At 44.1% G+C, this 24,121-nt stretch carries 18 protein-coding genes and 1 tRNA gene; 4 read left to right on the top strand and 15 right to left on the bottom strand.

Annotation, left to right across the window (positions count from 1 at the left end):
- The first annotated feature begins 193 nt into the window (after positions 1-193).
- The 3 genes from KFK88_RS09740 to KFK88_RS09730 are packed head-to-tail and all read left to right on the top strand — an operon-like array spanning position 194 to position 4,799.
- Positions 194-496 (top strand): hypothetical protein, encoded by a 303-nt coding sequence (locus KFK88_RS09740; protein ID WP_223579071.1) that lies wholly within the window; start codon positions 194-196, stop codon positions 494-496.
- Positions 493-1,671: an efflux RND transporter periplasmic adaptor subunit gene (locus KFK88_RS09735; protein WP_223579068.1), complete on the top strand. Its 1,179-nt coding sequence runs from the start codon at positions 493-495 to the stop codon at positions 1,669-1,671. The genes KFK88_RS09740 and KFK88_RS09735 overlap by 4 nt, the downstream gene beginning before the upstream one ends.
- The gene (locus tag KFK88_RS09730; RefSeq protein ID WP_223579065.1) at positions 1,668-4,799 is read left to right on the top strand and encodes an efflux RND transporter permease subunit; all 3,132 of its coding nucleotides are present in this window, start codon (positions 1,668-1,670) and stop codon (positions 4,797-4,799) included. The genes KFK88_RS09735 and KFK88_RS09730 overlap by 4 nt, the downstream gene beginning before the upstream one ends.
- A gap of 125 nt (positions 4,800-4,924) precedes the next feature.
- Here KFK88_RS09730 and trhA read toward each other — a convergent pair whose 3' ends face one another.
- Both trhA and KFK88_RS09720 read right to left on the bottom strand, forming a co-directional pair.
- Positions 4,925-5,641 carry a PAQR family membrane homeostasis protein TrhA gene (gene trhA, locus KFK88_RS09725; RefSeq protein WP_223579063.1) on the bottom strand — a complete coding sequence of 239 codons (717 nt, stop codon included), beginning with the start codon at positions 5,639-5,641 and terminating at the stop codon, positions 4,925-4,927.
- A gap of 25 nt (positions 5,642-5,666) precedes the next feature.
- Positions 5,667-7,691 (bottom strand): oxidoreductase, encoded by a 2,025-nt coding sequence (locus tag KFK88_RS09720; protein WP_223579060.1) that lies wholly within the window; start codon positions 7,689-7,691, stop codon positions 5,667-5,669.
- A gap of 227 nt (positions 7,692-7,918) precedes the next feature.
- Here KFK88_RS09720 and sppA point away from each other — a divergent pair, with 227 nt between their 5' ends.
- Entirely contained in the window at positions 7,919-9,790 is a 1,872-nt protein-coding gene (gene sppA / locus KFK88_RS09715; RefSeq protein ID WP_223579058.1) for a signal peptide peptidase SppA, read from the top strand.
- A 128-nt stretch (positions 9,791-9,918) separates the two neighbouring features.
- Here the strand turns inward: sppA and KFK88_RS09710 are convergent, their stop codons facing one another.
- The 13 genes from KFK88_RS09710 to KFK88_RS09650 form a co-directional block, all read right to left on the bottom strand.
- Positions 9,919-10,587 carry a hypothetical protein gene (locus KFK88_RS09710; protein WP_223579056.1) on the bottom strand — a complete coding sequence of 223 codons (669 nt, stop codon included), beginning with the start codon at positions 10,585-10,587 and terminating at the stop codon, positions 9,919-9,921.
- A gap of 182 nt (positions 10,588-10,769) precedes the next feature.
- A tRNA-Asp gene (locus tag KFK88_RS09705) sits at positions 10,770-10,846 on the bottom strand.
- 169 nt (positions 10,847-11,015) lie between these two features.
- The gene (locus KFK88_RS09700; RefSeq protein ID WP_223579054.1) at positions 11,016-11,474 is read right to left on the bottom strand and encodes a YcgN family cysteine cluster protein; all 459 of its coding nucleotides are present in this window, start codon (positions 11,472-11,474) and stop codon (positions 11,016-11,018) included.
- A gap of 26 nt (positions 11,475-11,500) precedes the next feature.
- Complete coding sequence (locus tag KFK88_RS09695; RefSeq protein ID WP_223579052.1) at positions 11,501-11,785, bottom strand: YcgL domain-containing protein; 285 nt, start codon at positions 11,783-11,785, stop codon at positions 11,501-11,503.
- A 22-nt stretch (positions 11,786-11,807) separates the two neighbouring features.
- Positions 11,808-12,962, bottom strand: coding sequence for a ribonuclease D (gene rnd / locus KFK88_RS09690; protein ID WP_223579051.1), 1,155 nt, complete (start codon positions 12,960-12,962; stop codon positions 11,808-11,810).
- 8 nt (positions 12,963-12,970) lie between these two features.
- Positions 12,971-14,626, bottom strand: a complete 1,656-nt coding sequence (locus tag KFK88_RS09685) for an AMP-binding protein (RefSeq protein WP_223579049.1) — start codon at positions 14,624-14,626, stop codon at positions 12,971-12,973.
- Positions 14,627-14,722: 96 nt separating this feature from the next.
- Positions 14,723-15,604 carry an alpha/beta fold hydrolase gene (locus KFK88_RS09680; RefSeq protein ID WP_223579047.1) on the bottom strand — a complete coding sequence of 294 codons (882 nt, stop codon included), beginning with the start codon at positions 15,602-15,604 and terminating at the stop codon, positions 14,723-14,725.
- A 284-nt stretch (positions 15,605-15,888) separates the two neighbouring features.
- The gene (locus KFK88_RS09675) at positions 15,889-16,770 is read right to left on the bottom strand and encodes an MBL fold metallo-hydrolase (RefSeq protein WP_223579043.1); all 882 of its coding nucleotides are present in this window, start codon (positions 16,768-16,770) and stop codon (positions 15,889-15,891) included.
- Between the two features lie 21 nt (positions 16,771-16,791).
- Positions 16,792-18,102, bottom strand: coding sequence for a transglutaminase-like domain-containing protein (locus KFK88_RS09670; RefSeq protein ID WP_223579040.1), 1,311 nt, complete (start codon positions 18,100-18,102; stop codon positions 16,792-16,794).
- A 46-nt stretch (positions 18,103-18,148) separates the two neighbouring features.
- Positions 18,149-19,798 carry a Na+/H+ antiporter NhaC family protein gene (locus KFK88_RS09665; protein WP_223579037.1) on the bottom strand — a complete coding sequence of 550 codons (1,650 nt, stop codon included), beginning with the start codon at positions 19,796-19,798 and terminating at the stop codon, positions 18,149-18,151.
- A gap of 9 nt (positions 19,799-19,807) precedes the next feature.
- Positions 19,808-21,079 carry an amidohydrolase family protein gene (locus KFK88_RS09660; RefSeq protein WP_223579034.1) on the bottom strand — a complete coding sequence of 424 codons (1,272 nt, stop codon included), beginning with the start codon at positions 21,077-21,079 and terminating at the stop codon, positions 19,808-19,810.
- Positions 21,080-21,096: 17 nt separating this feature from the next.
- A complete protein-coding gene (locus KFK88_RS09655; RefSeq protein ID WP_345252515.1) occupies positions 21,097-22,485 on the bottom strand; it encodes an amidohydrolase in 1,389 nt (462 codons plus the stop codon).
- 49 nt (positions 22,486-22,534) lie between these two features.
- Positions 22,535-23,932, bottom strand: coding sequence for a sodium-dependent transporter (locus KFK88_RS09650; RefSeq protein ID WP_223579028.1), 1,398 nt, complete (start codon positions 23,930-23,932; stop codon positions 22,535-22,537).
- Positions 23,933-24,121 lie beyond the last annotated feature (189 nt).

Raw genomic sequence — 24,121 nt, 5'->3', positions numbered from 1 at the left:
ATTCTCCGTAGTTTAAAGATTAATCTACTCTGCCCCCATTAATAATTACCATTAATATTGCACCCTTTCCAGCATTCTTAGTTAGCTGTTCTTGACCTTTTACATCAACGACCTATGTCAAATTTAAGTCATGATACTTATTTAATATACTATGATAGGATGATTTCTGAATTTAGACGAAATAAGAGATAAGATGCTTTCATCAAATTCAATCATCAGGTTTGGAAACAGCTCTTTGTTATTAGGAGTTGTGATTTCGTACTGCACATCTCGTGCTAGTCATCAAAATTATAATTTACCAATTCAAGGTGAACCCTCTTTTTCACTATCAGGACAAAACGCTGTTTACGATAACTGGTGGCGATATCTAGAAGATGAAAACCTCAACACGTATATTGAAACCGCTTTAGAGAACAATTTTACATTAGCTTCTGCGTGGGAGCGTTTAAATGTAGCTAGAGTGAATATGAGAATAAGAAGGATGGATAAAAGATGATAAAAAGCAAAACTTTTACAGCCATTGCAATTGGGGCTATAGCGACTACTGCCGCTTTTCTGTTTTTTGTCATCAACTCTACTGAACCGCAGGCGCAGCGTGAGGCAGCGACCAAAAGGACAGCGATGCTGGTGGATGTACAAGAAGTTCGACGCGGTAATTACAACCCACTTATTGAGGGTCTAGGAACTGTGGAAGCTGCCCAAGATATTATTCTCAGTCCGCGTGTCGACGGCCGTGCCATTGAGATTACTGAGAATTTTATTCCCGGCGGTTTTGTCAAAAAAGATGAAGTATTACTTCGAATTGATCCTGCCGACTATGAGAATGCGCTCGCTCAAATGGAAAGCGCATATGCACAAGCCCGCTCAGATTTGGATTTAGAACTTGGCCGCCAGCATGTTGCAAGAAAAGAATATAATCTGCTTAGGGAAGAACTTCGTGAAGAGAACACATCTCTTGTCTTAAGAGAGCCGCAACTGGCCGCAGCCAAGGCCAATTTAAAATCGGCTGAAAGTATGCTGAACCAAGCCAAGCTGGAACTCGAGCGCACATCTGTGAGTGCACCGTTTGATGCTCAAATTTTATCCAGAAATGCCAATGTAGGATCGGAGATTGATACCAATATGGAATTGGCGCGGCTTGTCGGGGTTGATGAATATTGGGTGGTTGTAAGCGTACCAGTAGCAAGACTTGAGCGAATTACTTTCCCTAAAAAAGGACAACCTGGCGCGCAGGTCATTATTCGCAATCGAACAGCCTGGCCCGATGACGCGAGCCGTAAAGGTGAAGTTATTCGTTTGATCGGCGCGTTGGATGCGCAAACACGTTTAGCGCGTGTATTGGTTAGCGTAAAAGACCCGCTTGCCTTAAGCCCAGACACACAGGGGCCTCAAATGCTAGTCGGCGCGATTGTTCAGGTCGAGATTTCAGGACGCGAATTAGAAAATGTTTTTCGCATTGATCGTGACTTCCTGCGTGAAAGCGACCGACTCTGGCTCAAACGCGACGGAAAGTTAAGCATTACAGAGGCTAAAGTCGTTTTCAAAGATAAAGACTATGCTTATATCTCCGAAGGCATGGAGGATGGTGACTTACTTGTGATTAGCAATCTAGCGGCTGTGGCTGAGGGAATTGGCCTGCGTACAGAGGCCGAAGCGGAGACGCAAGAATGAGCGAATCGCAAACGAAATATGGCAAAGGCGCAATATCATGGATGGCACAGAACCCTGTCGCCGCAAATTTGTTAATGATTGTCCTGCTTTTGGGCGGGGTTTTTACAGCGCTTAATATTCAAAAAGAAGTTTTCCCTCAGTTTCAACTGGATATTGTGAACGTCAGTGTTGGCTACCCCGGCGCAGCCCCTAGTGAAGTGGAGACTGGTGTTTTGCAGCCTGTAGAGGAAGCTGTGCGTGGCCTTGAAGGTATTCGTGAAATCACAGCTCGCGCCCGTGAAGGCGGAGGAAATGTAGAAATTGAGCTAGTCTCTGGTGCTGATCGCATGAAAGCTTTTCAGGATATTGACCAGGCAATTGCTCGTATTCGCACCTTCCCGGAAGAAGCAGATCAGCCGGAAGTGAGTCTTGAAGCACAACAGCGCGAGGCGATGGAAATTGGTCTTTTTGGGTCCGTAGATGTCTGGACATTACGCATTCTAGCCGAACGCTTGCGGGATCGTTTGTTGAGCGACCCGAATATGACGCTTGTTGAGCTCGGCAATGTTCCAGATTATATAACGCATGTTGAAATAAGCGCCGATACCTTGCGCAAATATGGGCTGACTTTACCCGATATTGCACAAATGATCAGTCAGTCCTCGCAAGATATTCCGGCCGGGGCCGTCAGAACTTTTGATGGTGAAATTTTACTGCGTATGCAGGAGCGAAAAGTCTGGGCAGAAGAATTTGCCGATATCGATATTATTTCTGGTGAGAACGGAGCAACCATTAAGCTGGGCGACATTGCAATAATCGAAGACGGCTTTGAGGAAGGTAATTTTCACTCTCAGTTTAATGGCGTGCCATCTGTTGAAGTGAATATTTTCAGGACGGGCAATGAATCGCCTCTCGATATCGAACAATCCGTATATCAAATTATGGAGAGTTTTGAGCGCACTCTGCCACCTGGCGTGGAATGGCGGATTGACAGTAACAATGCGCAGGACTTTCGTCAGCGTCTTGGATTGATACTTGAAAACGGTGTGGCGTCTATTTTGATTGTTCTGGCGATCCTTTCGCTCTTTCTCGCGTCGAAGCTGGCATTCTGGGTCATGATGGGTATGACCATTTCCTATGTCGGATCGGTGTTATTTTTACCAGGCCTTGGCGTCAGTATCAATATGGTCTCCCTCTTTGGATTTCTCGTGGCACTCGGTCTTGTAGTCGATGATGCTATTGTGGTCGGAGAGAATGTTTTTGAGGAGCGCAAAAATCATAGCGATCCCCTGAAAGCCGCGATTGAAGGCACGAAAAGTGTAGCAACGCCCGTGACGTTTTCGATTATTACCACCCTCATCGCCTTCGTGCCTTTGCTCTTTATGCCTGGCGAGACGGGCCTTTTCTGGTGGCCTCTGCCCGTTGTGGTGATGACTGTGCTGGCTTTATCACTTTTTGAAGCACTTTACATTCTGCCAGCCCATCTGGGGCATGTGAAGAAAAGCGCCAATGACAATGCAATCCTGCGTCCGATCAAAAATGTGCAGGTGAAATTTGCTAAGAAGTTTGATGCTTTCGTACAAGGGCCGTATAAAAGCTTCCTCGACCTTTGTCTCCGCGCTCGATACATCACGATTTCAGCAGCGCTGGCGCTTTTGTTTGTTTCCTTTTCGTATATGAATAGTGCGCATATGGGCATTATCAATATGCCAGAAGTCGCCGCCAATGAGATCGAAGCCGGCATCTCCATGCCGGTTGGCACAACGCCTGCACAAGCTGGGGCGATGGCGATAAAACTCACTGATGCTACGGTTCGTATGTATGAAGAAAACAATCTCGACCGAGTGGCGGATGGGATAAAAACCAATGTCCGTGGGCAGGATTTTATTGATGTTGAAATCGTTCTGCGCCCTCCCGAAGAGCGCGATATGACCGCCCGCGAAATTATTCAGCTCTGGCGTGATGAGCTCGGCGATATTCAGGGAGTGGATCAAATCACTATAGAGGCAGAGCGTGGCCCTGGTGGTTGGAGACCTGATATTAGTGTTGATCTCAGCCATAACAATATTGACACTTTAGAGCAGGCCAGCCAACGCCTTATTGCAGAATTGGAGACATTTACCAATACGGCTGACATTAATGACAATTTTGATAAAGGCAAAAAACGCATTGATTTTCGTCTTCTTCCAGAGGGGCGTGCTTTGGGCCTCACACCGGAATATGTCGGGGAGCAATTACGGGGTGCCTTTTTCGGCTCTTTGGCTGTACGTCAATTGCGTGGCAATAACGAAACCGAAGTCCGTGTCAAACTGCCAGAAAGCGAACGTGAGGATTTATCCTATCTGGAAGATCTTATCATTCGCACTCCAAGCGGAGCAGAAGTGCCCTTATTTGAAGTGACAGCTTTTGAATATACCGAAGCGTTCTCATCCATCAACCGCCGTAACGGAATGCGCGTTGTTACAGTATCCACCGATGTTGAGCCCAAACGTGAGATTGTGCAGGTGGTGAATGCTCTTAATCAGGAGGTTCTGCCTAGGCTGCGTGCGGATTTCTCGGGTCTGACATGGACCTTTCAAGGATCTAACGCCGAGATGCGTGAGTCAACGCAGCAGCTTTACGGTTATTTCGGCCTCGCGCTTATCGTCATTTACGCCCTATTGGCTGTCGTGTTTCGTAGTTATTCCCAGCCCTTTATTGTCCTGAGCGCCATTCCATTCGGCATCATTGGTGCTGTCATCGGGCATATCATCATGGGCTACGATATTTCCCTGATCTCTAAAATGGGCTTTGTCGCATTGTCCGGCGTTGTGTTGAATGCGTCCTTAATTATGGTTGATTATGCCAACAAATTGCAGAGCCAGAGCAACGGAACAACAGCGTATGATGCTATCAAACAAGCCGGGCTGCGCCGTTTTAGGCCAATAATTCTTACGACTTTAACCACTTTTGGTGGGCTGTCTCCCATCTTGCTTGAAACATCTCTACAAGCACAATACCTCATCCCTATGGCTATTTCTCTAGGCTTCGGGATTGTTTTCTCGACAGCTATTATTCTGATCCTGGTGCCGTGTCTATACATGATGCTGGAGGATATAAAGTCTGTAGCCTCACAGAAAGCGGACGCATCGAAAGAGTCCTCAAATTAATGGGGTCAGAGTACATATATTTTCAAGAAAGCCGAGCTGAAAACGCCAACTGATGGAAATAAAACTGATGGGTTACCCACTTACCTGTGCTAACCCATCCCATTCGAAATGGTGTTGCTTAGGACTTAAAAAACGTACAGATAAATACCAAGGAAATGACAAACAGCGCCACCTAATACAAATAAATGCCAAATGGCATGATTGAACGGTATCTTACGATCGGCTGCATAGAATATGGTTCCAAGGGTATAGGATAAACCACCCGCTAGAAGTAACCATAATGCACCGGGAGCGACTTTGTCGAGCATTTCAGGGGCTGCGACGACAATGACCCACCCCATCAAAATGTAAGTGATTAATGAAACTTTTGGGAAACGCTGCTTAAACTTCACTTTAAACGTCACGCCAAACACTGCAAGCCCCCAAATCACGCCAAAGAGTGACCAGCCCCAAAGTCCGCTGAGACTGACCAAAACAAACGGCGTGTAGGTTCCAGCAATCAGGAAGTATATGGCGCAGTGATCCAATGTTTGAAATGTCTTTTTAAGGTTTTCCGGCTGGAAGCTGTGGTACAAGGTCGATGTCGTGAATAAAACCACAAGGCTTAATCCATAAACGATACCGCTCGCTAACTTCCAACCATCTAAGGGATCGAGTGAGGTCATGATCATCATGGTCATTGCTGCTACGCTCAGTAGCGCGCCAATGGCATGGCTCATGGCATTAGCGATCTCTTCCCCAATACTATAAGTATGCTCGGTTAACTCAACATCAAGGTGTGCTCTTGCATGTTCTGAGTGATTCTCTTGACGAGTATCTATTTGACTCTCTGCTTGACTCATTATCTCTTAAATACCTGTTTATTTTTTATATACTTAATGCAAGCTCGGTGCCTTGTCGGATGGCTCGTTTTGCATCAAGTTCAGCGGCGACATCGGCGCCACCAATTAAATGCACCTTACAACCTGCTTTTTCAAGCTCTACTGCCAACTCTCTATTTGGTACCTGTCCTGCACAAATCACCACGTTATCGACAGTAAGAGTTTCCGTTTTACCTGATGACTTATGTTCTACTACTAAGCCATCGTCGTTAATTTCTTTATACTCTACGCCCGTTACCATCTTCACTTTTTTGTGCTTCAAACTGGTGCGATGGATCCAGCCAGTGGTTTTACCTAGGCCTTTACCCATTTTGCTTTCTTTACGCTGCAACATGGTCACTTCGCGCGCTGGTGGCGTAATTTCAGCTTCATCAAGTAGACCTCCGTCATCCTGATACAAACGATCGATGCCCCACTCTTTTAACCACTCTTCAAGATTTAACGTTGGCGAATCGCCTTCATGTACCAAATACTCAGACACATCGAAGCCAATACCACCGGCGCCGATCACAGCCACTTTCTCACCTACAGGCTTTTTGTGTAGCAAAACATCAATGTAAGACAGCACTTTTTCGTGTTCGATACCTGGGATTGCTGGCGTTCTTGGAAGCACTCCGGCTGCCACGATGACTTCATCAAACCGGCCAGACAGTGATTCAGGCGTTGCTTCTGTCTCTAAATGGAGGTGAACACCCGTTTCTTCAAGCAAATGCTCAAAATAACGTAAGGTTTCATAAAACTCTTCTTTGCCTGGAATCTGGTTCGCAATATTCAGCTGACCACCGATCCTTTTGGCTCGGTCAAACAGGTGAACTTGATGCCCACGTTGCGCCGCTTCAGTAGCAAATGCTAAGCCTGCTGGGCCAGAACCAACGACAGCAAGTTTCTTTTTAAAATTCAGCGGCTGGGCAACTAATTCAGTTTCATAACAAGCTTTCGGATTAACCAAACAAGTTGCTCGCTGCTGCTTGAAAACATGATCCAAACAGGCTTGGTTACAAGCGATACAGGTATTAATCAGTTGGCTCTGTTCTTTTTCGGCTTTAATCACAAAGTCAGGATCTGCAAGTAATGGGCGTGCCATCGACACCATATCCGCACAATCATCAGCCAAAACCTGCTCTGCAACTTCCGGCATGTTAATACGGTTTGAGGTAATTAGAGGGACGGTCACTTCTTCACGCAGTTTTTTTGTGACCCAAGTAAAGGCACGACGTGGCACAGATGTGGTGATCGTCGGTACTCGAGCTTCATGCCAGCCAATACCAGTGTTGATAATGGTTGCGCCAGCCTTTTCCACTTCTTTCGCTAGCTGTACAACTTCTGGCCATGTGCTACCTTGATCAACTAGATCAATCATTGATAAGCGATAGATCGTAATAAACTCATCACCGACCGCTTGTTTAACCGCCTTGATAATTTCCAACGGGAAGCGCATACGGTTTTCATATGAACCACCCCACTTGTCGCTGCGATTATTGGTTCTGGTGACAATAAATTGATTAATTAAATAACCTTCTGACCCCATGATCTCGACACCATCGTAACCCGCTTCTTTTGCCAAACGGGCGCAACGAGCATAATGTTTGATGGTTTTCTGGATCATCCGCTCCGTCATTTCTTTAGGCGTAAAAGGCGTGATCGGTGACTTAATTTTAGAAGCAGATACCGATAAAGGGTGATACGCATAACGTCCCGCATGCAGGATTTGCAAGGCAATTTTACCGCCTGCATCATGCACTGCTTTGGTCACTATGCGATGTTTTTTAACATGACGACGACTGCTTAATTGAGACGAATGTGGTGCTAGTCGCCCACGAAAATTAGGCGAAATACCACCTGTCACCATCAGCCCAACGCCACCGCGCGCACGTGCGGCGTAAAACTCAGCCATTTTTTCGAAGCCACCTTTTTCTTCTTCAAGTCCAGTGTGCATCGAGCCCATCAATACGCGGTTTTTAATCTGGGTAAAGCCCAGATCAAGCGGTTCTAACAGTTTTGGATATTTCACAGGTTTCTTCTAATCACGCTAAATCATAAGTCTTGGCTTAAGTCTACTGGTATAACCAGTATCATGCAATGCTTATGGACATATTTCATTACAAAAGAAGTGGACATTAATACTATAAAAAACAACAAGTTATTATTTCGTTACATTTATACACTAGTCATAAAATGAGCAATTTGGTTAGAATTGGCGCAGTTTCGTAATTTTAACTAGTAAGAGAAGGAAGAGACGTGTCAAAACCCAACTCTATGATCGGTAGATTTTTCTACCGCATTTGGAAAACTGTCGATGTGGCTGGTCGTTTATTGATCGGCCTTATAGCTATCACTATTTTAGTCTTTATGGTTAGAAGCTGCGTTAGTGGCCCTGACCTACCTAAAGTCAATCAAGGGTCAGCGCTTGTTCTCAACCCTACAGGTACTTTGGTCGAACAGACTACCTACATGGATCCGATTGAGGAAATCATTGCTGATGCACAGGGCACTAAAAACCCTGAAACATCGATGTATGACTTATTGGATGCGATCGAGTATGCCAAGAATGATGACAACATCAGTGTTCTAGTGCTACAGACCAACAATTTAACTGGCGCTTATGGTGGTATCAGTAAATACCAAGACCTAAGAGAAGCGATTGATGACTTTAAAACTTCTGGCAAGAAAGTCATTGCCATCGGTGACAATTACAGCCAAGGCCAATACTACTTAGCCTCCTCTGCCGACGAAGTTCTAATGAACCCTCGTGGCGCACTGATGTTCGAAGGTATGGCCCGTACTGGCACTTACTACAAGTCAGCGCTGGATAAGCTCGGAGTTAACGTCCACGTATTCCGTGTAGGCACATTCAAGTCTGCGGTAGAACCATTCATACGCGATAGCATGTCAGAAGCAGCCAAAGAAGCCAATATAGAGTGGTTAGGCGACTTGTGGGGGCACATGCGTAACGACATCGCTAGTTCACGCGGTATGACTGCTGATGAAATGGACAGCTTCATCGAAAATTTCCTTCAACTTATGAAAGATAAGAAAGGTGATGCTGCGGCTGTAGCTGTTGAGAACGGTTTTGTTGATAAATTAATGACGCGTGCTGAGTACCGTGACTACATGATCAACCTTGTCGGCTTTAATGACGAAGAAGACTCGTACCAAGCGATTGGATATAAAAACTACTTAAAAGCTCGTCGTCCTCTTGTCGATATGCCAAGCAGCAAAGATAAAATTGCAGTCATCATTGCAAAAGGTGAAATCGTTGATGGCAGTCGCAAAGAAGGCACGATTGGCGGCGACAGCACCGCGAAGCTTATCCGTAAAGCACGTCTTGATGATTCAGTAAAAGCCATTGTGATGCGCGTAGACAGCCCTGGAGGCAGTGCCTTTGCATCAGAAGTCATCCGTAGCGAAATTGTTCAGGCGCAAAAAGAAGGCAAAATTGTTGTTACTTCAATGGCTGGCATGGCGGCGTCGGGTGGCTATTGGATTTCTGCAACCTCTGACGAAATCTGGGCGCACCCTACTACGATCACTGGTTCTATCGGTATCTTCGGTATGATCCCAACCTTCGAAGAACCGCTTAACGAGTTGGGTGTTTATCGTGATGGTGTTGGAACGACTAAATGGTCTCGCTCGTTTGACGTCATGTCTGGACTTTCTGACGACTTTAAAGAGCTCATTCAAACCAGCATTGAACACGGCTATGATGAATTCTTAACGTTAGTAGCGAACGGCCGTGATATGACGGTTGAAGAAGTGGACAACATTGCGCAAGGCCGTGTTTGGTCTGGTGAAGACGCACACCGTCTTGGCTTAGTCGATAAGCTGGGTGATTTAGACGATGCGATCGAGTCAGCAGCAAAGTTAGCTAATGTGAGTGACTACGAAGTCCGCTTCGTTAAGCGTGAATTAAATCCTACTGAGCAAATGCTTCGTGAAATTCTGCAAAACGCAGAAGCCACTGGCGACACAGCAAAAGTTCAAGCATTAACCGCTCAAGCTAACCCACTGATTCAAGCAGTTAGCTCACAAGTCAGAGAAGCTTATAAATTACTCACTGATTACAATGATCCAAACCATGCGTATTTACACTGCATGTGTGAGATTAAATAGTAACCGTTAGGTTAGACAAAATACAAAGGCAGCTTCGGCTGCCTTTTTTACCTTCATATAGTAAAAGTTAGTTCAAAGTGTAAGCTGTCGGGAAGGTAGCAAGATAACATTAAACTAAACTTATTCGTTTAAAGATTCTCCGAAATAATTACCTCGACATCTAACTCTGTAAACTCTTCAGGTGATAGCTCATTCTTCAGATAAGAATCTATATATGATACAAGTTTCTTTATGTCTCTTGACTTACTTCTTTTCAGCTCCTGTTCAAATAAAGCAGTAGATACATCAAAGGCCGAATATTCCATTACTTCCGAGCTCCCCAATTCTTTTATTAAAACATAAGAAAGTAATCCTTTGCTGCTCTTATACTCAAACAGGACGCCTCCCTGGTATAGAGTCACTGTCTTTAACTCTAATCCTGAAAAATGACCGAATTCAAAATTGTCTTTATATGTCTCTAGCTGGCTTTTTTCGGAAGAGCTCATTAAGTGAGGGTTAACTGAGTAGAGCTCTACGGCTAAACAGTGTTCGCTATATTTACTTAGCAATTCTAGGTCTTTTAAATCACATAAGTTGGGATTATTTTTTACCGAAATTCGAAAGTTATTATTTAACACTGCCAATCTAAATCCACTGCCAACGCCTAATAGGACTTTCTGTGGCTCGGTATCTTCGAGAAATGGTAAATCCACCCCTAAAACTCTACCATAATAGTAGTTTTCGATTTCAGTCTTATTGTCAATAGCTAGAAGCAAGTCTGGAGTTAACCAGAAGGTCAGTAGCAGTAAAAACTTCATTGTGTGTAAAATCCTTTAGTAGGAGGACGAATAAGAACATCCATTTTGGCACATTTTCGAATCCAGCTGTTTTAATAGATCTGTTAACTAGATTATTGGCATATCCACTCTCAAACACAACTTTATAATCAAAAATTACAGACATAAAAAAACCTGCAACAATGTGCAGGTTTCTTAAATAGTGGCGGAGCGGACGGGACTCGAACCCGCGACCCCCGGCGTGACAGGCCGGTATTCTAACCAGCTGAACTACCGCTCCGCGATGTCTAACTTAGTACTCGAAAGTGCTTTGTTAGAGTGTTTTGCTGGCGACCTCATCGGTCAACGAGGCGCATATTACTGGCGTTCTGGGATCTCGTCAACTCTTTTTTTCAATTTTATTTAATTTTTTTCAAAAACGTTTAAAACACATACAAAAAGGCTAAATATCAATCAGTTATCGCAATCCATTCGATGATTCGATCTTCAACCTCTTCTTCTGGAACATCCATTTCGCTGACTAATTTTCCTTGTAAACTGAACCCTTCTTGATGAATTAATTCACGGTTCCCGCTCACGAGATGGTGCCAGCTTGGTAAATCCTCACCACGCGCAACGATTTTGTAGCTACAGCTATCAGGTAGCCAGTAATAATCATTGATAGTGTCTGGCGTTATTTGAACACAATCTGGTACTTTGCTTAAACGGTTGTGGTAGTCAGTGCATCGGAGCGTCGATGTATCTAGCAATTTACAAGCAACATCGGTTTGCATTAACATCGTGTCATCATCATCAAGGAACTGAATACGGCAACACTTACCACAGCCATCACACAAGGACTCCCACTGCTCGTGAGACATCTCATGCATTGGCGTGGTTAGCCAGAATTTGTTGTTAGGCTTACTCAAGGTAGTAATAAACAGGGATTAGCTGATTATCGAGAAATCGGCGCTTTAGAATTACCTTCGATCAACCCTGCTAACTCTTCTTGGGTTGGTGGCATCTGTAGGTAATAACCATCTTCTGTCAGCTTTTCTTTCAGCTCAGTAATATCGACTAAAGCCAACTTGTCACGTTGTCCCAAATCGATATGCATAACAAGCTCAGGCTCACCCCAAACGCTGGTTAGGCCTTCTGGCAAGTCGTCAAAATCGCTGTCATACGGGACGTATAGATAAGTATCAGGCTTCTTCGCGCTTTTATAAACACTGCACATCATAGCGGTAAATCTCTTCTCACGATTAACTAAATTCGGCGAGACGCTGCTCAAAACGTTGTTGAAGCAACTCTTGACGCCAACTGTTCCAGAATTGGTTAGGGCGTGATTTTAACCCTAAATCCGTCTGAATAACATATTCTAACAGACGTTTACTGCTGAGTGCTTGTTCAGGTATATCGTGCTCCTGTGCTACTGCGCTTGCTTCTTGCTTGAGTGCTTTTAGCTTTTGCTTTGCGCTGGGCAGTTTATGAAACGCTTGAATAGGCTGTGGCCAATCAGACTCAGTCATATTGTCGGCCTGATTAATCTGATTCAATAGCTCAGAGCCATGCTTGCGAATACTGCCGCGATTACAGCCCAACTGAAGCAAGGTGCCGGTAGATGGGTTGGGTGTTTGGCAAATTTCGAGCAAATGATGATCACGGAAAATAAAAGTTTTGGGAATGTCTTTATCTCTAGCTAAAGCTTCACGCCACGCCGCAACATGCTTTAATCGATTGAGATACTTAGACTGAAGTCGATATGCACCTTTAACTTTGAGGTAGGCCTCTTGGAAGTTATCCAGTTGGCTGATCGCCTCATAAATTGAACGCGTATCTTCTAACACAAACCCGTAATGCCCCTTCTCTAGCAACTTTTCACGCAAGCGATAGAAACATGGCAGCAGAAACTGCACATCTTGAGCGGCGTAAATCTTTTGTTCTTCACTAAGTGGCCGCGCCAGCCAATCAGTCTTGGTATGCTCTTTGTCTAAGGTTAGGCCCAACATGATATCAACCATGTTGCCATAACCGAGCATAGGGCCCATATCACACAAAGCAGCCGCGATCTGCGTATCAAACACTGAGTTTATAGGGAAGTGATAACTGTTATGTAAGGCCTCTAGGTCTTCACTACAGCTGTGAAGCACCTTAAGCGTACCCTCATCTCCAAGAACCTCACCAAAAGCTTTTAAATCGCTAATTTCCAAAGGATCTATCAGGTAAATTTCTTCACCGTCGTATACCTGAATTAACGCCAGCTTATGAAAAAACGTATTGGTACGGTCAAATTCCGTATCAATAGCTAATACATCTTGCTGTAACCAAGATTTGCACAAAGTTGCAAGTCGCTGTTCAGAAGTAACTTTCTCAACAGCGACAAGCTCTGAATGGTGATCTAGTTCGAATCGACTCAATATAAAACCTACTTGCGCAGTTCCTTGCGTAATATTTTACCCACATTTGACTTAGGAAGTTCTTCTCTGAACTCAACCACTTTTGGAATTTTGTAACCGGTTAAGTGTTCACGGCAATGCTCAATCAAGGTATCTTTGTCCAAAGACTGATCTTTCTTAACCACTACAATCTTAACCACTTCACCTTTCACATCATCAGGCTCGCCAATAGCTGCGACTTCAAGCACACCAGGATGCAGAGCAACAATATCTTCAATCTCGTTTGGATAAACATTGAAGCCGGATACAAGGATCATGTCTTTTTTGCGATCAACGATTCTAAGGAAACCGTTTTCATCGATAGTCGCCATATCACCCGTCGCTAACCAGCCATCTTGTAGCACCTCATCGGTTTCTTTGGGTCGGCCTAGGTATTGAACCATGACTTGCGGTCCCTTGACCCACAACTCACCCGGTTCGTTAAAGCCAAGCTCCTTACCCTCTTCATCACGGATCTGAACATCAGTCGAAGGAACAGGCAAACCAATAGTGCCATTATAAGCTTCAAGATCTAACGGGTTCATGCTGACCACAGGTGACGTTTCAGTCAGACCATACCCTTCTAACAAAGGTGTTTTCGTCAGCTTCTGCCACTCTTCGGCAACCGATTTTTGAACGGCCATACCGCCACCCACTGTCAGCTTCAGTTTTGAGAAATCAAGCTGGCGGAATGATTCCTTATTCAATAGGCCGTTAAATAAAGTATTAACACCAGTCAATGTGGTAAATGGATATTGTCGTAAGCTTTTGCAGAAGTCTTTCATATCACGAGGGTTGGTGATGTAAATATTATGCCCTGCCGCTTTGGTGAACAGTAGACAATTCACGCACAAGGAGAAAATGTGATACAGAGGCAGCGCAGTAATGATCGTTTCATTGCCTTCATCCAAGAAAGGCCCCATCCAAGCATAAGTTTGAAGTACATTTGCCACCATATTTTTGTGACTTAATACTGCGCCTTTGGCAACTCCTGTCGTGCCGCCAGTGTATTGAAGAAATGCTACGTCATCATGCCCAACTTCAACAGGACTAAAATCAAGCGAATGTCCCTTGTTAAGCGCATCAACGAAACTGATGGTGTTCGGCAAGTCAGCTTTAGGAACCATCTTTTTGATGTACTTAACAACAAAATTGACGATAAACCGCTTTGGCTGTGGGCAAACATCACCAACTTGAGTCACGATAATGTTATCCAACTCAACTTTATTTAAAGCTTCTTCGAGGGTGTTTGAGAAGTTAGCTAAAATAACGATGGATTTAGCGCCGCTATCATTAAGCTGATGAGCTAACTCACGTGGCGTGTAAAGTGGGTTTACGTTTACAACCGCAAGACCAGCTTTTAAAGCACCGAACAAAGCAATTGGATACTGCAACAAGTTCGGCATCATCAATGCTAGTTTGTCACCTTTCTGAAGCCCTAAATCATGTTGTAAATAAGCAGCAAAGTCTTCAACTTTTTGTGACAGTTCTTGGTAACTTAGCGTTAAACCTAAATTAGTCACCGCAGGCTTGTCACCATGCTTTTGTACCGTTTCCGCTAAAATATCATTCAGATTCGCGTATTGATCGGTATTGATAGTTTCTTGTACTTTTTCTGGATAATTTTTAAGCCACACTTTTTCCATGAATTAACCTATTAGAAATGCGAATCTGTTAGTAAATATAAGACAAGAAAATTACATGATTCGGCAACGTATCGCAACTATTCCGACCACTTACTGTCAGTTTAGCCTTTTTTGTTCAATTTTAGACCAAAAGTCGATGATTTTTTCAGCAACTTGCTCTGCGAACTGCATATGCAGATGGTGGCCACCCTCCATATCAACGCGCTCGACATCTTTCAGGTAGTCAAACCGTTGCTCAATAGCAGGGTAATCCTTATAAAGTCCGTCAGAAGCCATTACTACCAGTACTGGACATGTGACTTCACGCATCACAGCCTCCATCTGCGGTTCCGTCATGCGCAACCATGACAAATGCTTTAATCGAGCATCACTTGACCACTGGTAACCTTCTTCGCATAAAGTTACACCTCGTTCGATTAAAGGCAGCAGTACATCAACAGGCAATTCGCTGACTTGTGCGCGTGCCTTTGCAGCAGTTTCCAAATCTTTGAAATACCGCTTCTTACTGCGTTTAGCGCTGCGTTGCTCCAAAGCCTTACGGAGCTGTCTAACAGTTCCTTCGGGTGATGAGACTAAAGCGCCGAGGGCGTCGATGGAGACAATACTATCCACTTTATCGGGAAATACGCCAGCGTATATAGACGACAACGCAGCTCCCATTGAGTGGGCTAAGAGTTTTGGTTTCTCAAGTTTTAGTACCTCAAGAACACCATCCATAATCGCGATACCTGAAATAAACTGGTAATCAGCTGCTGGGTGTAAGTGTTCGGACTGGCCGTGCCCTGGAAACTCTATCGCTATCAATCGATACTGAGAGTTTTTAGTGAGAAGCGGCGCTAAATAGTGGAATGTTGCAGCGTTATCAAGCCAACCATGTAGGCACAAAACGGGCTGTCCCTCAGGATCGCCCCACTCGATAACGTTAATTTTATTGTGCTTAATTTGAAGTTGATACTCTCGGTCAAACTTAAAATGCATGAGTGTTAAAGTTCTTTTCGTGAATGAATCTGCAGATATGATAGCACATAAAAAACGGGCCATTTACATGGCCCGGTATGAAAAAAAACTCATCAAAGAGAAGTGACAATGACAACCAAGTAAGCTTTAAGCAAAATAGCGTCTAAACTAAAGTTTGCTTTATCTGCTACTTGTATAATCTTTGAGCACTGCTCTATGAATTAGTTCCATTATTTAGAGATAATTTTTAAGATACCAATCTCAATAACAACTGATATCAAAGATAAAATTTTAATTTCAATACATTAGAGTGATAAGTTAATAATTTTCTTTAATGGATTATCGGCAAAAAACTTGCCCTTCTCATTGGTCGCTACATCACCTATGGCAACTTCAGGGTCATGGGTAAAGAAAACCTTGCCTTTACGTTCCAGTAAACCCGTCAACAATTGACGCTTCTCATCAATGAGGTTTTCAGGAAAACGATCGTAGCCCATAGTAATCGGTAGGTGCATCCATGGCGCGCCAGGAATTAAATCCGCAGCAAAAACTACGGGGCCAGTCTCCGTGGCGATCTCTGTAATCAACATACCAGGGGTATGGCCATTAGAAACGTGAAATTGGTAATCTTCTCCCAGCAACTCCGTTGATTGGCCGTCTACAAGGTGCAAACGTCCCGTTGCTTCCAGCATATCGGTCAAACCGGGTATAAACGATGCTCTATCTCTAGGGTGTGGGTTTTGCGCCCTCTCCCAAGCCTCTTTACCAATGACAAATTCAGCATTTGGAAACAATAGCTGAGGTTCTTTATCTTCTTGCCATTGCGTTAACAAGCCACCGGCATGGTCAAAGTGCATGTGAGACAACACGACGATGTCTATGTCTTGGTGGGAAAATCCAGCTTCTTTTAAAGAGTCTAATAGGACATGATGAGATTCTTGGACGCCGTAGCGATCGCGATATTTGGGCTCGAAAAAAGCCCCAATACCGGTTTCAAAGAGAATGTTCTTGCCCTGATCTTGAACCAACATGGCACGGCAGACCAGAGGAATTCGGTTTAACTCATCAACCTCCGTCCAACGCTCCCACAAAGCTTTTGGGGCGTTGCCAAACATGGCTCCGCCATCAAGCTTTTGGCTGTTACCGTTGATTGAATAGAAGTTCTTCTTACTAGGTGTTTGAGTCATATCGGCTCGTATTATTAATCGTTATTTATAGTGTATCTGCTCAACACTAAAATCCAAGTCTGAGACAGACTTTTCTTGTGGAATAGTAATTGGCAAATGTCCTGCTGTTGTCTGGGTTAAATTCCATGTGGGGTCAACGCCAACCCACTCGCCATCAAGTAACACTTCAACCCAAGCATGGCCACCAAATCGCTGCTCCTCATCGCCCAGATAGATATAGCCGCTGACTTCTCTCGCTGGAATACGCTGTTCATTAAGAAGAGCTAACAGTAACTGAGTATACTCAGTGCAGTCACCATAACCATTGTTGATAATCTCTTCGATGGTAAAGTTGGTTGGTGTTGGCTGATAGTAAAGATAGTTATGAACAAACTGGACAAGTTGCTGAACAGTTTCTTTAGGGTCTTGCTCGATGGCTATAGCAGGTAATAACGCTTTAACTTGTTCACTTGTGCGATCAAAGCTCCAAGTCGAACTATCCCTGTCGTTAGCTAAATACTTAGCTCCTTGCTTTGTTATCAATGTATTGCCTTGAATAGAAGCGCTCGGATGTACACCAAGCCAACTATTGTCGCCTTTTAATGCTATGTGTAACGATTTGATGTTTTCTATTTCACCCAGAGGCTTATTAATCGGTAAACCGACATTTGTGTATAAATCTGTCTGCATTTCTGGGTTGAAGCTGGGCTTGTTGCGACTAGCGACTAACTCAATACCACGGCCTCGCCTTTCGGCAAGTAGCCTCCCTTGTCGATTTACCTGCAATCGATTTCCTGAGGAGTCTAACAATTCAAAGCGCTGATGACGCCCCTGAGGGACTTTGCTCACAGTAAAGCTATTTGATGAGAGAATTAACTCATGTGGGTCTAAGGATTTGGACTGTAGCGAATCACCTTGCTCAGGTCTCTTTTCAATAAAACGACGCCAACTTAAGTACTGAGGTAAGGTAAAGTTAATCGAGTCACGCTCATACTTTGAAGTGTTTTGATTTCGGGATTGAGTGACTGTCAGTCTATCTCCATTGAGAAAGTTCGTTTCCATGACCATATTGGGCTCTAACAGTTTTGATTCGCCTTTCTGTATACGGTAAGGCGGTTGCGTCTCAAAATAAAACGTTTGCTCATAAACAAACTTAACTCGTTGTCCCCTAACTCGCCCCTCAAAATGCTCTTGCTGGTGAACCTTAAACAAGCCGTTATGTTTTGTTAGACGGTTTTGGGCCCAACCAACCACTTGGCCTTGCCAGTTAATTTGGAACCATTCATTAAAAGGCTCGAGGTCACTGACCTGCCATAATCGTTTATAGGGTTGATACGATGTGAGGAGTATCAAGCACGCTGCTAAAAAAAGATTTTTCAGCAGCGCGGACAGAATGGTATTAGCCGTCGACTTCATCGCCTTCTATCGGACTAATTTTGAAGTTAAATAACGCATAAATAAACGATACAAACGGCGTTAACAGATTGAAGAAACAATAGATCCAGTATGCACCAGTTGCAACACCAAGCGTACCGGCCATATATGCACCACAGGTATTCCATGGAATTAATGGTGACGTAATGGTCGCCGAATCTTCTAGAGTTCGAGACAAGTTCTTGGCATCAAGACCACGGCGTTTAAACTCAGCTTTGTACATACGCCCCGGCAATACGATCGAAATATACTGATCCGCCGTAATAACGTTCATGCCAATACAGGTTGCTAAAACAGAACCGATTAAAGACCCTGTAGACTTTGCCATACCGATAATTGTCTTGATCAGCTTATGCAATAAGCCCGTTACTTCCATTGCCGCACCGAAGCTCATCGCTGTGATGATCAGGAACATAGTGTTAAGCATACTAATCATCCCACCTCTTGAAAGCAGGTCGTCAAAGTCAGCGTTGTTAGTTGATGCTGAAAAGCCACCAAACATCGACTTCCATGTTGCGGATAGATAGGTCATAAAGTCGCCATGGCTATAAGCAATCACGGTTCCTTCTGAAGTCTCAAAACTTATCTCTTCACCTTCTTTAAGATCGAACGTCTTTGTTAATGTCTCATCAGAATTATTGAACGATATGGTCATTGTGACGTTAGCGCTATCTTCCGTTACTTCGTAACTCGTAACTTCACATTTGTAGACAGCAGAGCGCTCACATTTTACTCTATCGCTACCAATAAATTTCTCAATCACACTTCCCTGTAGTGTGACTGCAACAATACAACCGAGCAGCGCACCAATTAAAATCGTAGCCACCGCAGGAACCTTCTTAAAAGCTAGGACAAAGACCACAGCCATTGGAATAAGCGTCCACAATGAAATGTTAAAGTTGTCGTCCAACAATTTCAGTGTGTCTTCTAAAACCAGTACTTGCTGCTCCGTGTCACTATTGAAGCCCATAAAGGTAAAGATGATTAGGGCAATGATAAGTGCCGGTGTGGTTGTCCAAACCATGTGACGAATATGAGTAAAAAGGTCAGTTCCAGTTACAGCAGGCGCTAGATTGGTTGTGTCGGACAGTGGCGACATCTTGTCACCAAAATAGGCACCAGAAATGATAGCGCCAGCGGTAACTTCCATCGATAAGCCAAGACCTTGCGACACACCGATCAAACCGATACCCACGGTACCTGCAGTTGTCCAAGAACTACCGATGCTCAATGCGACGAGAGCGCAAATCCCGCAAGTGGCGACATAAAAGTATTCTGGCGAGAGTATTTGCAAACCATAATAAATCATGGTGGGTACGGTACCGGCCAAAATCCATGCGCCGATTAATGATCCGACCATTAACAGGATAAGCAATGCTCCTAGCGCAATACTGATCCCATCGACTATGCCCTGCTCAAGTTCTTTCCAAGTTTGCCCGTTACGCAACCCCACCAATATAGCGACTCCAGCACAAATCACTAACGCAATTTGGTTGGCGCCATAGGATGAGTCTGCACCATAGAGGTAAACAGAGAATGCCAATAAAATAACTAAAAGCCCTATGGGTAATAGGGCTTGAAGCATACTGGGTTGGCGAGTTGATGAATCTGCCATGTAAACCTCTTATTTACGGTAGAAAGTATTTTGGTCGTTGCTAATGTCTTTGTAACGCTTTTCCAGACGCTTAGCTCGCGTGTTCAAATCTGCAACTTTGCCATCAGTAATGACGCTCTTAACATAAGTAGTCACTTCAAACGGGTCGCCGCTCCAAACCACTAATTCTGCCTTAAATCCTGGCATTAATTTACCGTAATTACTGGCGCCGCCAAACACCTTGGCTGGTAAGTGGGTTATCGCTGCTAAAGCTTTATCATACGGCATGCCGTAAGCCACCGCGTTACCTGCGGCAAAGCGGATGTTTTGCGCATTGTGAGTCTCGCTGGTAAACATCACTTTAACGCCGGCTTTACTTAATAAGGCCGCATTATCATAACGTTTTCCTTGCGACTCAAAGCTTCCAGGAATGTTATCCATTGGGTTTAGCATCACAGGGACATCGGCTTCAGCGATCTGCTTAGCTACTTGCCAGCCTTCTGCAACACCTTCGAGCACTAAATTAACACCGTACTTTTTTGCAAACTTCAAAATAGTCAGAATGTCACTCGCACGGTTTACGCTAACGACCAGTGGAATTTCATTATCAAGCACCCGATTAAGCGTTTGTAAATCATCCATACTGTAATCAAGTTCTCGGTATTCACCACTTTTTACTGCAGCAGTATTCTCAGCATACTCTTTAGCTTGGCTAAAGGCTTGTTCTAAATCATGTAGAGCAGCTGCACGAGACCCGCCATTTAATGATGCTGCATACTCTCCATAAATAGCGAAAACAGCGACATCGCTAACAATAACTGAATCAAAGTCCCCGCTTAGGTCCATAATCGAACCCAGACCCGCGAATATCGAAGTGCCATTGTAAGGTTTGATTAAAGTACGAGTGACGCCACCAGCTCGGTTCATTGGTACAAGTGTTGATTTAGCATTGAAAATTTCATCCACACTAAATGCGGCACCAAACCCTTCTAATTCTGTGGCCGCATCATTAGTCCCTTCAACAGCACCAATTTCAACGAGACCAATCTGGTTACCTAAAGCAAATAATCCAGATGTCACGACGCTCCCTTTAGCGTCTATAACTCTAGCATCGTCAGACGATAAGCCTTCACCAATATTACGGATTAAGCCGTCTTCGATTAAAACGTCTGCATTTTCAAGAATACCGGCCGATGTTTGTGTATAAACTTTAGCATTCTTAATTAAAATGGTTTCTGCTACAGCAGCTGAAGAAACAACTGTAACCAAAAGAATGACTAAACTTTTCAATAAAATGTTCATCGTTCGCTCTCCTCTGGTTACTGTTTAATGTTCGTTAGCCCGAAATCACTCACAGGCTGTTTGAATTGGTTATTGCGGTCGTACTTTAACGCCCCATCAATAAAGACTTTCTCAGCTTTGGTATAGACACTGAACGGATTTCCATCCCACAGTACTACATCCGCCATTTTACCTTCTTCCAGCGAACCCGTTTGCTCATCAACACCAATCGCCTTGGCTGCGTTAATGGTGATCCACTTAATGGCGTGAGCCGGAGTAATGTCCATACCTAATTGGTTACCAGATGTCATGGCTTTAGCCGCTTCTTTATTCAGGTGCTGAATAACCGTTGCAGAATCTGAGTGAACCACAGCACAGGCGCCCGCCTTATCAACTAGTGCAACATTAGAAGGAACCATGTCATAAGCTTCTTGTTTGAAGCCCCACCAATCAGACCACATTGCTGAACAAACACCATTCTCAGCAAGCTTGTCGGCGATTTTGTATGATTCTACGGCGTGATGGAATGTTGTGACTTTAAAGTCAAACTCTTTAGCAATCTCCATCATTACCAACATTTCATCAGCACGATAGCAGTGGTTTTGAATTAAGATTTCGCCACGCAAAACGCCCGCAAGACTTTCTAAACGAAGATCGCGCTTAGGTGGTTTACCGTTACCCATGCCCGCTTCATAATTGTCCCAAGACTCCATGTATTCTTTAGCATCAATCCACGATTTACGATAACCGGCTACGTTACCCATACGCGTCATTGGTGCCTGACCTTTACCACCATAAACACGTTTTGGATTTTCTCCACAAGCCATCTTTAGGCCGTAAGGAGCATCAGGAAATTTCATGTCCATCACTGAACGACCAGCCACATTTTTCAAAGTCACACCACGGCCACCGACTAAATTCGCTGATCCAGGAAGAATTTGCATCGCGGTGACACCGCCAGCCAAAGCCAACTGGAACTGTGGATCTTGCGGCCATACAGAATGTTCTGCCCACACATCAGCAGTCACAGGCGACGTCATTTCATTACCATCCGAACTCGACTGAACGCCTGGCGCTGGGTACACGCCTAGGTGTGAATGCACATCGATCAAGCCAGGTGTCACCCACTTACCTTTTGCGTCAATGACTTCTAAATCATCATCACTAGGTTCATCTATATCAGTGCCAACTTCAACAATTTCACCGTCAGCAAAAAGAATACTGCCGTTTTCAATCTGTTCACCTGTGGCAGTTAAGATGGTTGCATTTCTTATAAGGACAGGATGATAGCTTTGTGCTTCATACTGAGAAATAAAAGCCTGGCTGTCAGAATCTTTTGGATGAACCGCTGGCTCATCTTCACCACAGCCAACCAAAAAAGCAGCCCCAACAAAGGCTGCTAAGAAGGATTTTGAGAATTGTTTCATCGTCATAAACATACCCTTTTTAAAAAGGCCCCCAAAATTAAGTCTAAATTTAAAATACTTGAATACCGAAGAAGCGCTCTAAAATAGTAATAATAGTAATTGCGCCTAAAATCAGTGGACAGAAGAACATCACTGCAAAGTTAATGTACTTCATCATCCACTGCGAATCAGTCTCACGACCTTCCATAAGTTCAGCATTAAGATTATTTTTCTTCCACACGTAGGCAGTAAAGATTGCAATAACCGTACCGCCTAGTGGCAGGAAGGTATCACTTGCGATCAGCTCTACGAAATCCATGAAGGAAATCATTTGCTCTTGGCCATCGCGGTACAGTGTCATGAAGCTGGTTAATTGCTCTACAGCACCATTACCTAACAATGACGGGATACCCAAAACGAAAATCAAAGTTGCCATGCCCCATACCGCGACTGGACGCTTTATTTTCTTTTCGTCTACTAGGTAAGCAACAGGCACTTCAAGTAAAGACACGGTTGAAGTCAACGCTGCAAAAGAAAGCAACAAGAAGAATGTCGCACCAATCACAATACCTAAAATTGGACCAAGCCCTTCAAAAACTCCAGGAAGTGTTGCGAAGATTAAACCTGGGCCACCAGAAACACTGCTCATGTCACCTGAATTCAAGAAAGCAACCAGCGGGAAGATCATCAAACCTGCTAGGAACGCTACTGACACATCCGTCAGGGTAATCATGGCTGCTGAGCGAACAATATCTTGCTTACGAGACACGTATGAGCCGTAAGTAATCAGAGCGCCCATACCTAATGATAACGAGAAGAAGGCTTGACCAAGCGCTGAGTAGATAACTTCGCCTGTAATTTCAGAGAAGTCAGGAATCAGGTAGTATTCAATACCAGCCATCGCATCTTCTAGCGTGAAAGCATATACCATCAGGCCAATAATCATAGCAAATAAAGTTGGCATTAATATTTTAGCTGCTTTCTCGATACCGCCTTGGATGCCTTTAGAAACAATCAGTGCCGTAACGCCCATAAATACAAGGCCATACAAGCCAATCGTTTGCCATTCGCCGATATAACTGCCAAAGTTCTGCCCTATTTCAAAGTTACCTTGAACCATTTGCAAGAAGTAACCAAAGGCCCAACCCGCAACAACATTATAGAAAGACAGAATGAACACACCCGCTAGAATGCCGAGTAGACCAATCCACGCCCAATTGTGGTGACCGAGTTTCTTAAACGCACCTACAGCATTGAGTTGTGTTTTACGACCGATTGCAATTTCGGAAATCATGACTGGGAAACATAGTAAGAAGCAGAACGCTAAATAAATAAGTACGAAAGCCGCACCGCCACCAGCACCTACTTCGAAAGGAAATTTCCAGATATTACCCAGACCAACAGCTGAACCTGCTGCAGCCAGAACAAACCCTAGACGAGAGTTAAATTGACCTCTATTTGTTGCCATTATTTCTACCGTTTAATTGTTTATTGTAATAGGAAGGACCCGATCCTAGCCGCTAATAACACCATATTTAGACTAATCACTCAAGTATGGGGAGATAAATCCTGCTAATTTTTGTCGGATTTCAACTTGTTAGTTCAATTCTTGTGCAAAATTAGTGTCTAGATAGCAAAAAGCCTCGCATTAACGAGG

Source organism: Kangiella taiwanensis (assembly GCF_020005165.1).
In the GTDB taxonomy this organism is placed as follows: Bacteria; Pseudomonadota; Gammaproteobacteria; order Enterobacterales; family Kangiellaceae; genus Kangiella; species Kangiella taiwanensis.
The sequence above is the reverse complement of the archived record's forward strand: the minus strand, read 5'-3'. Positions and strand labels throughout refer to the sequence as shown.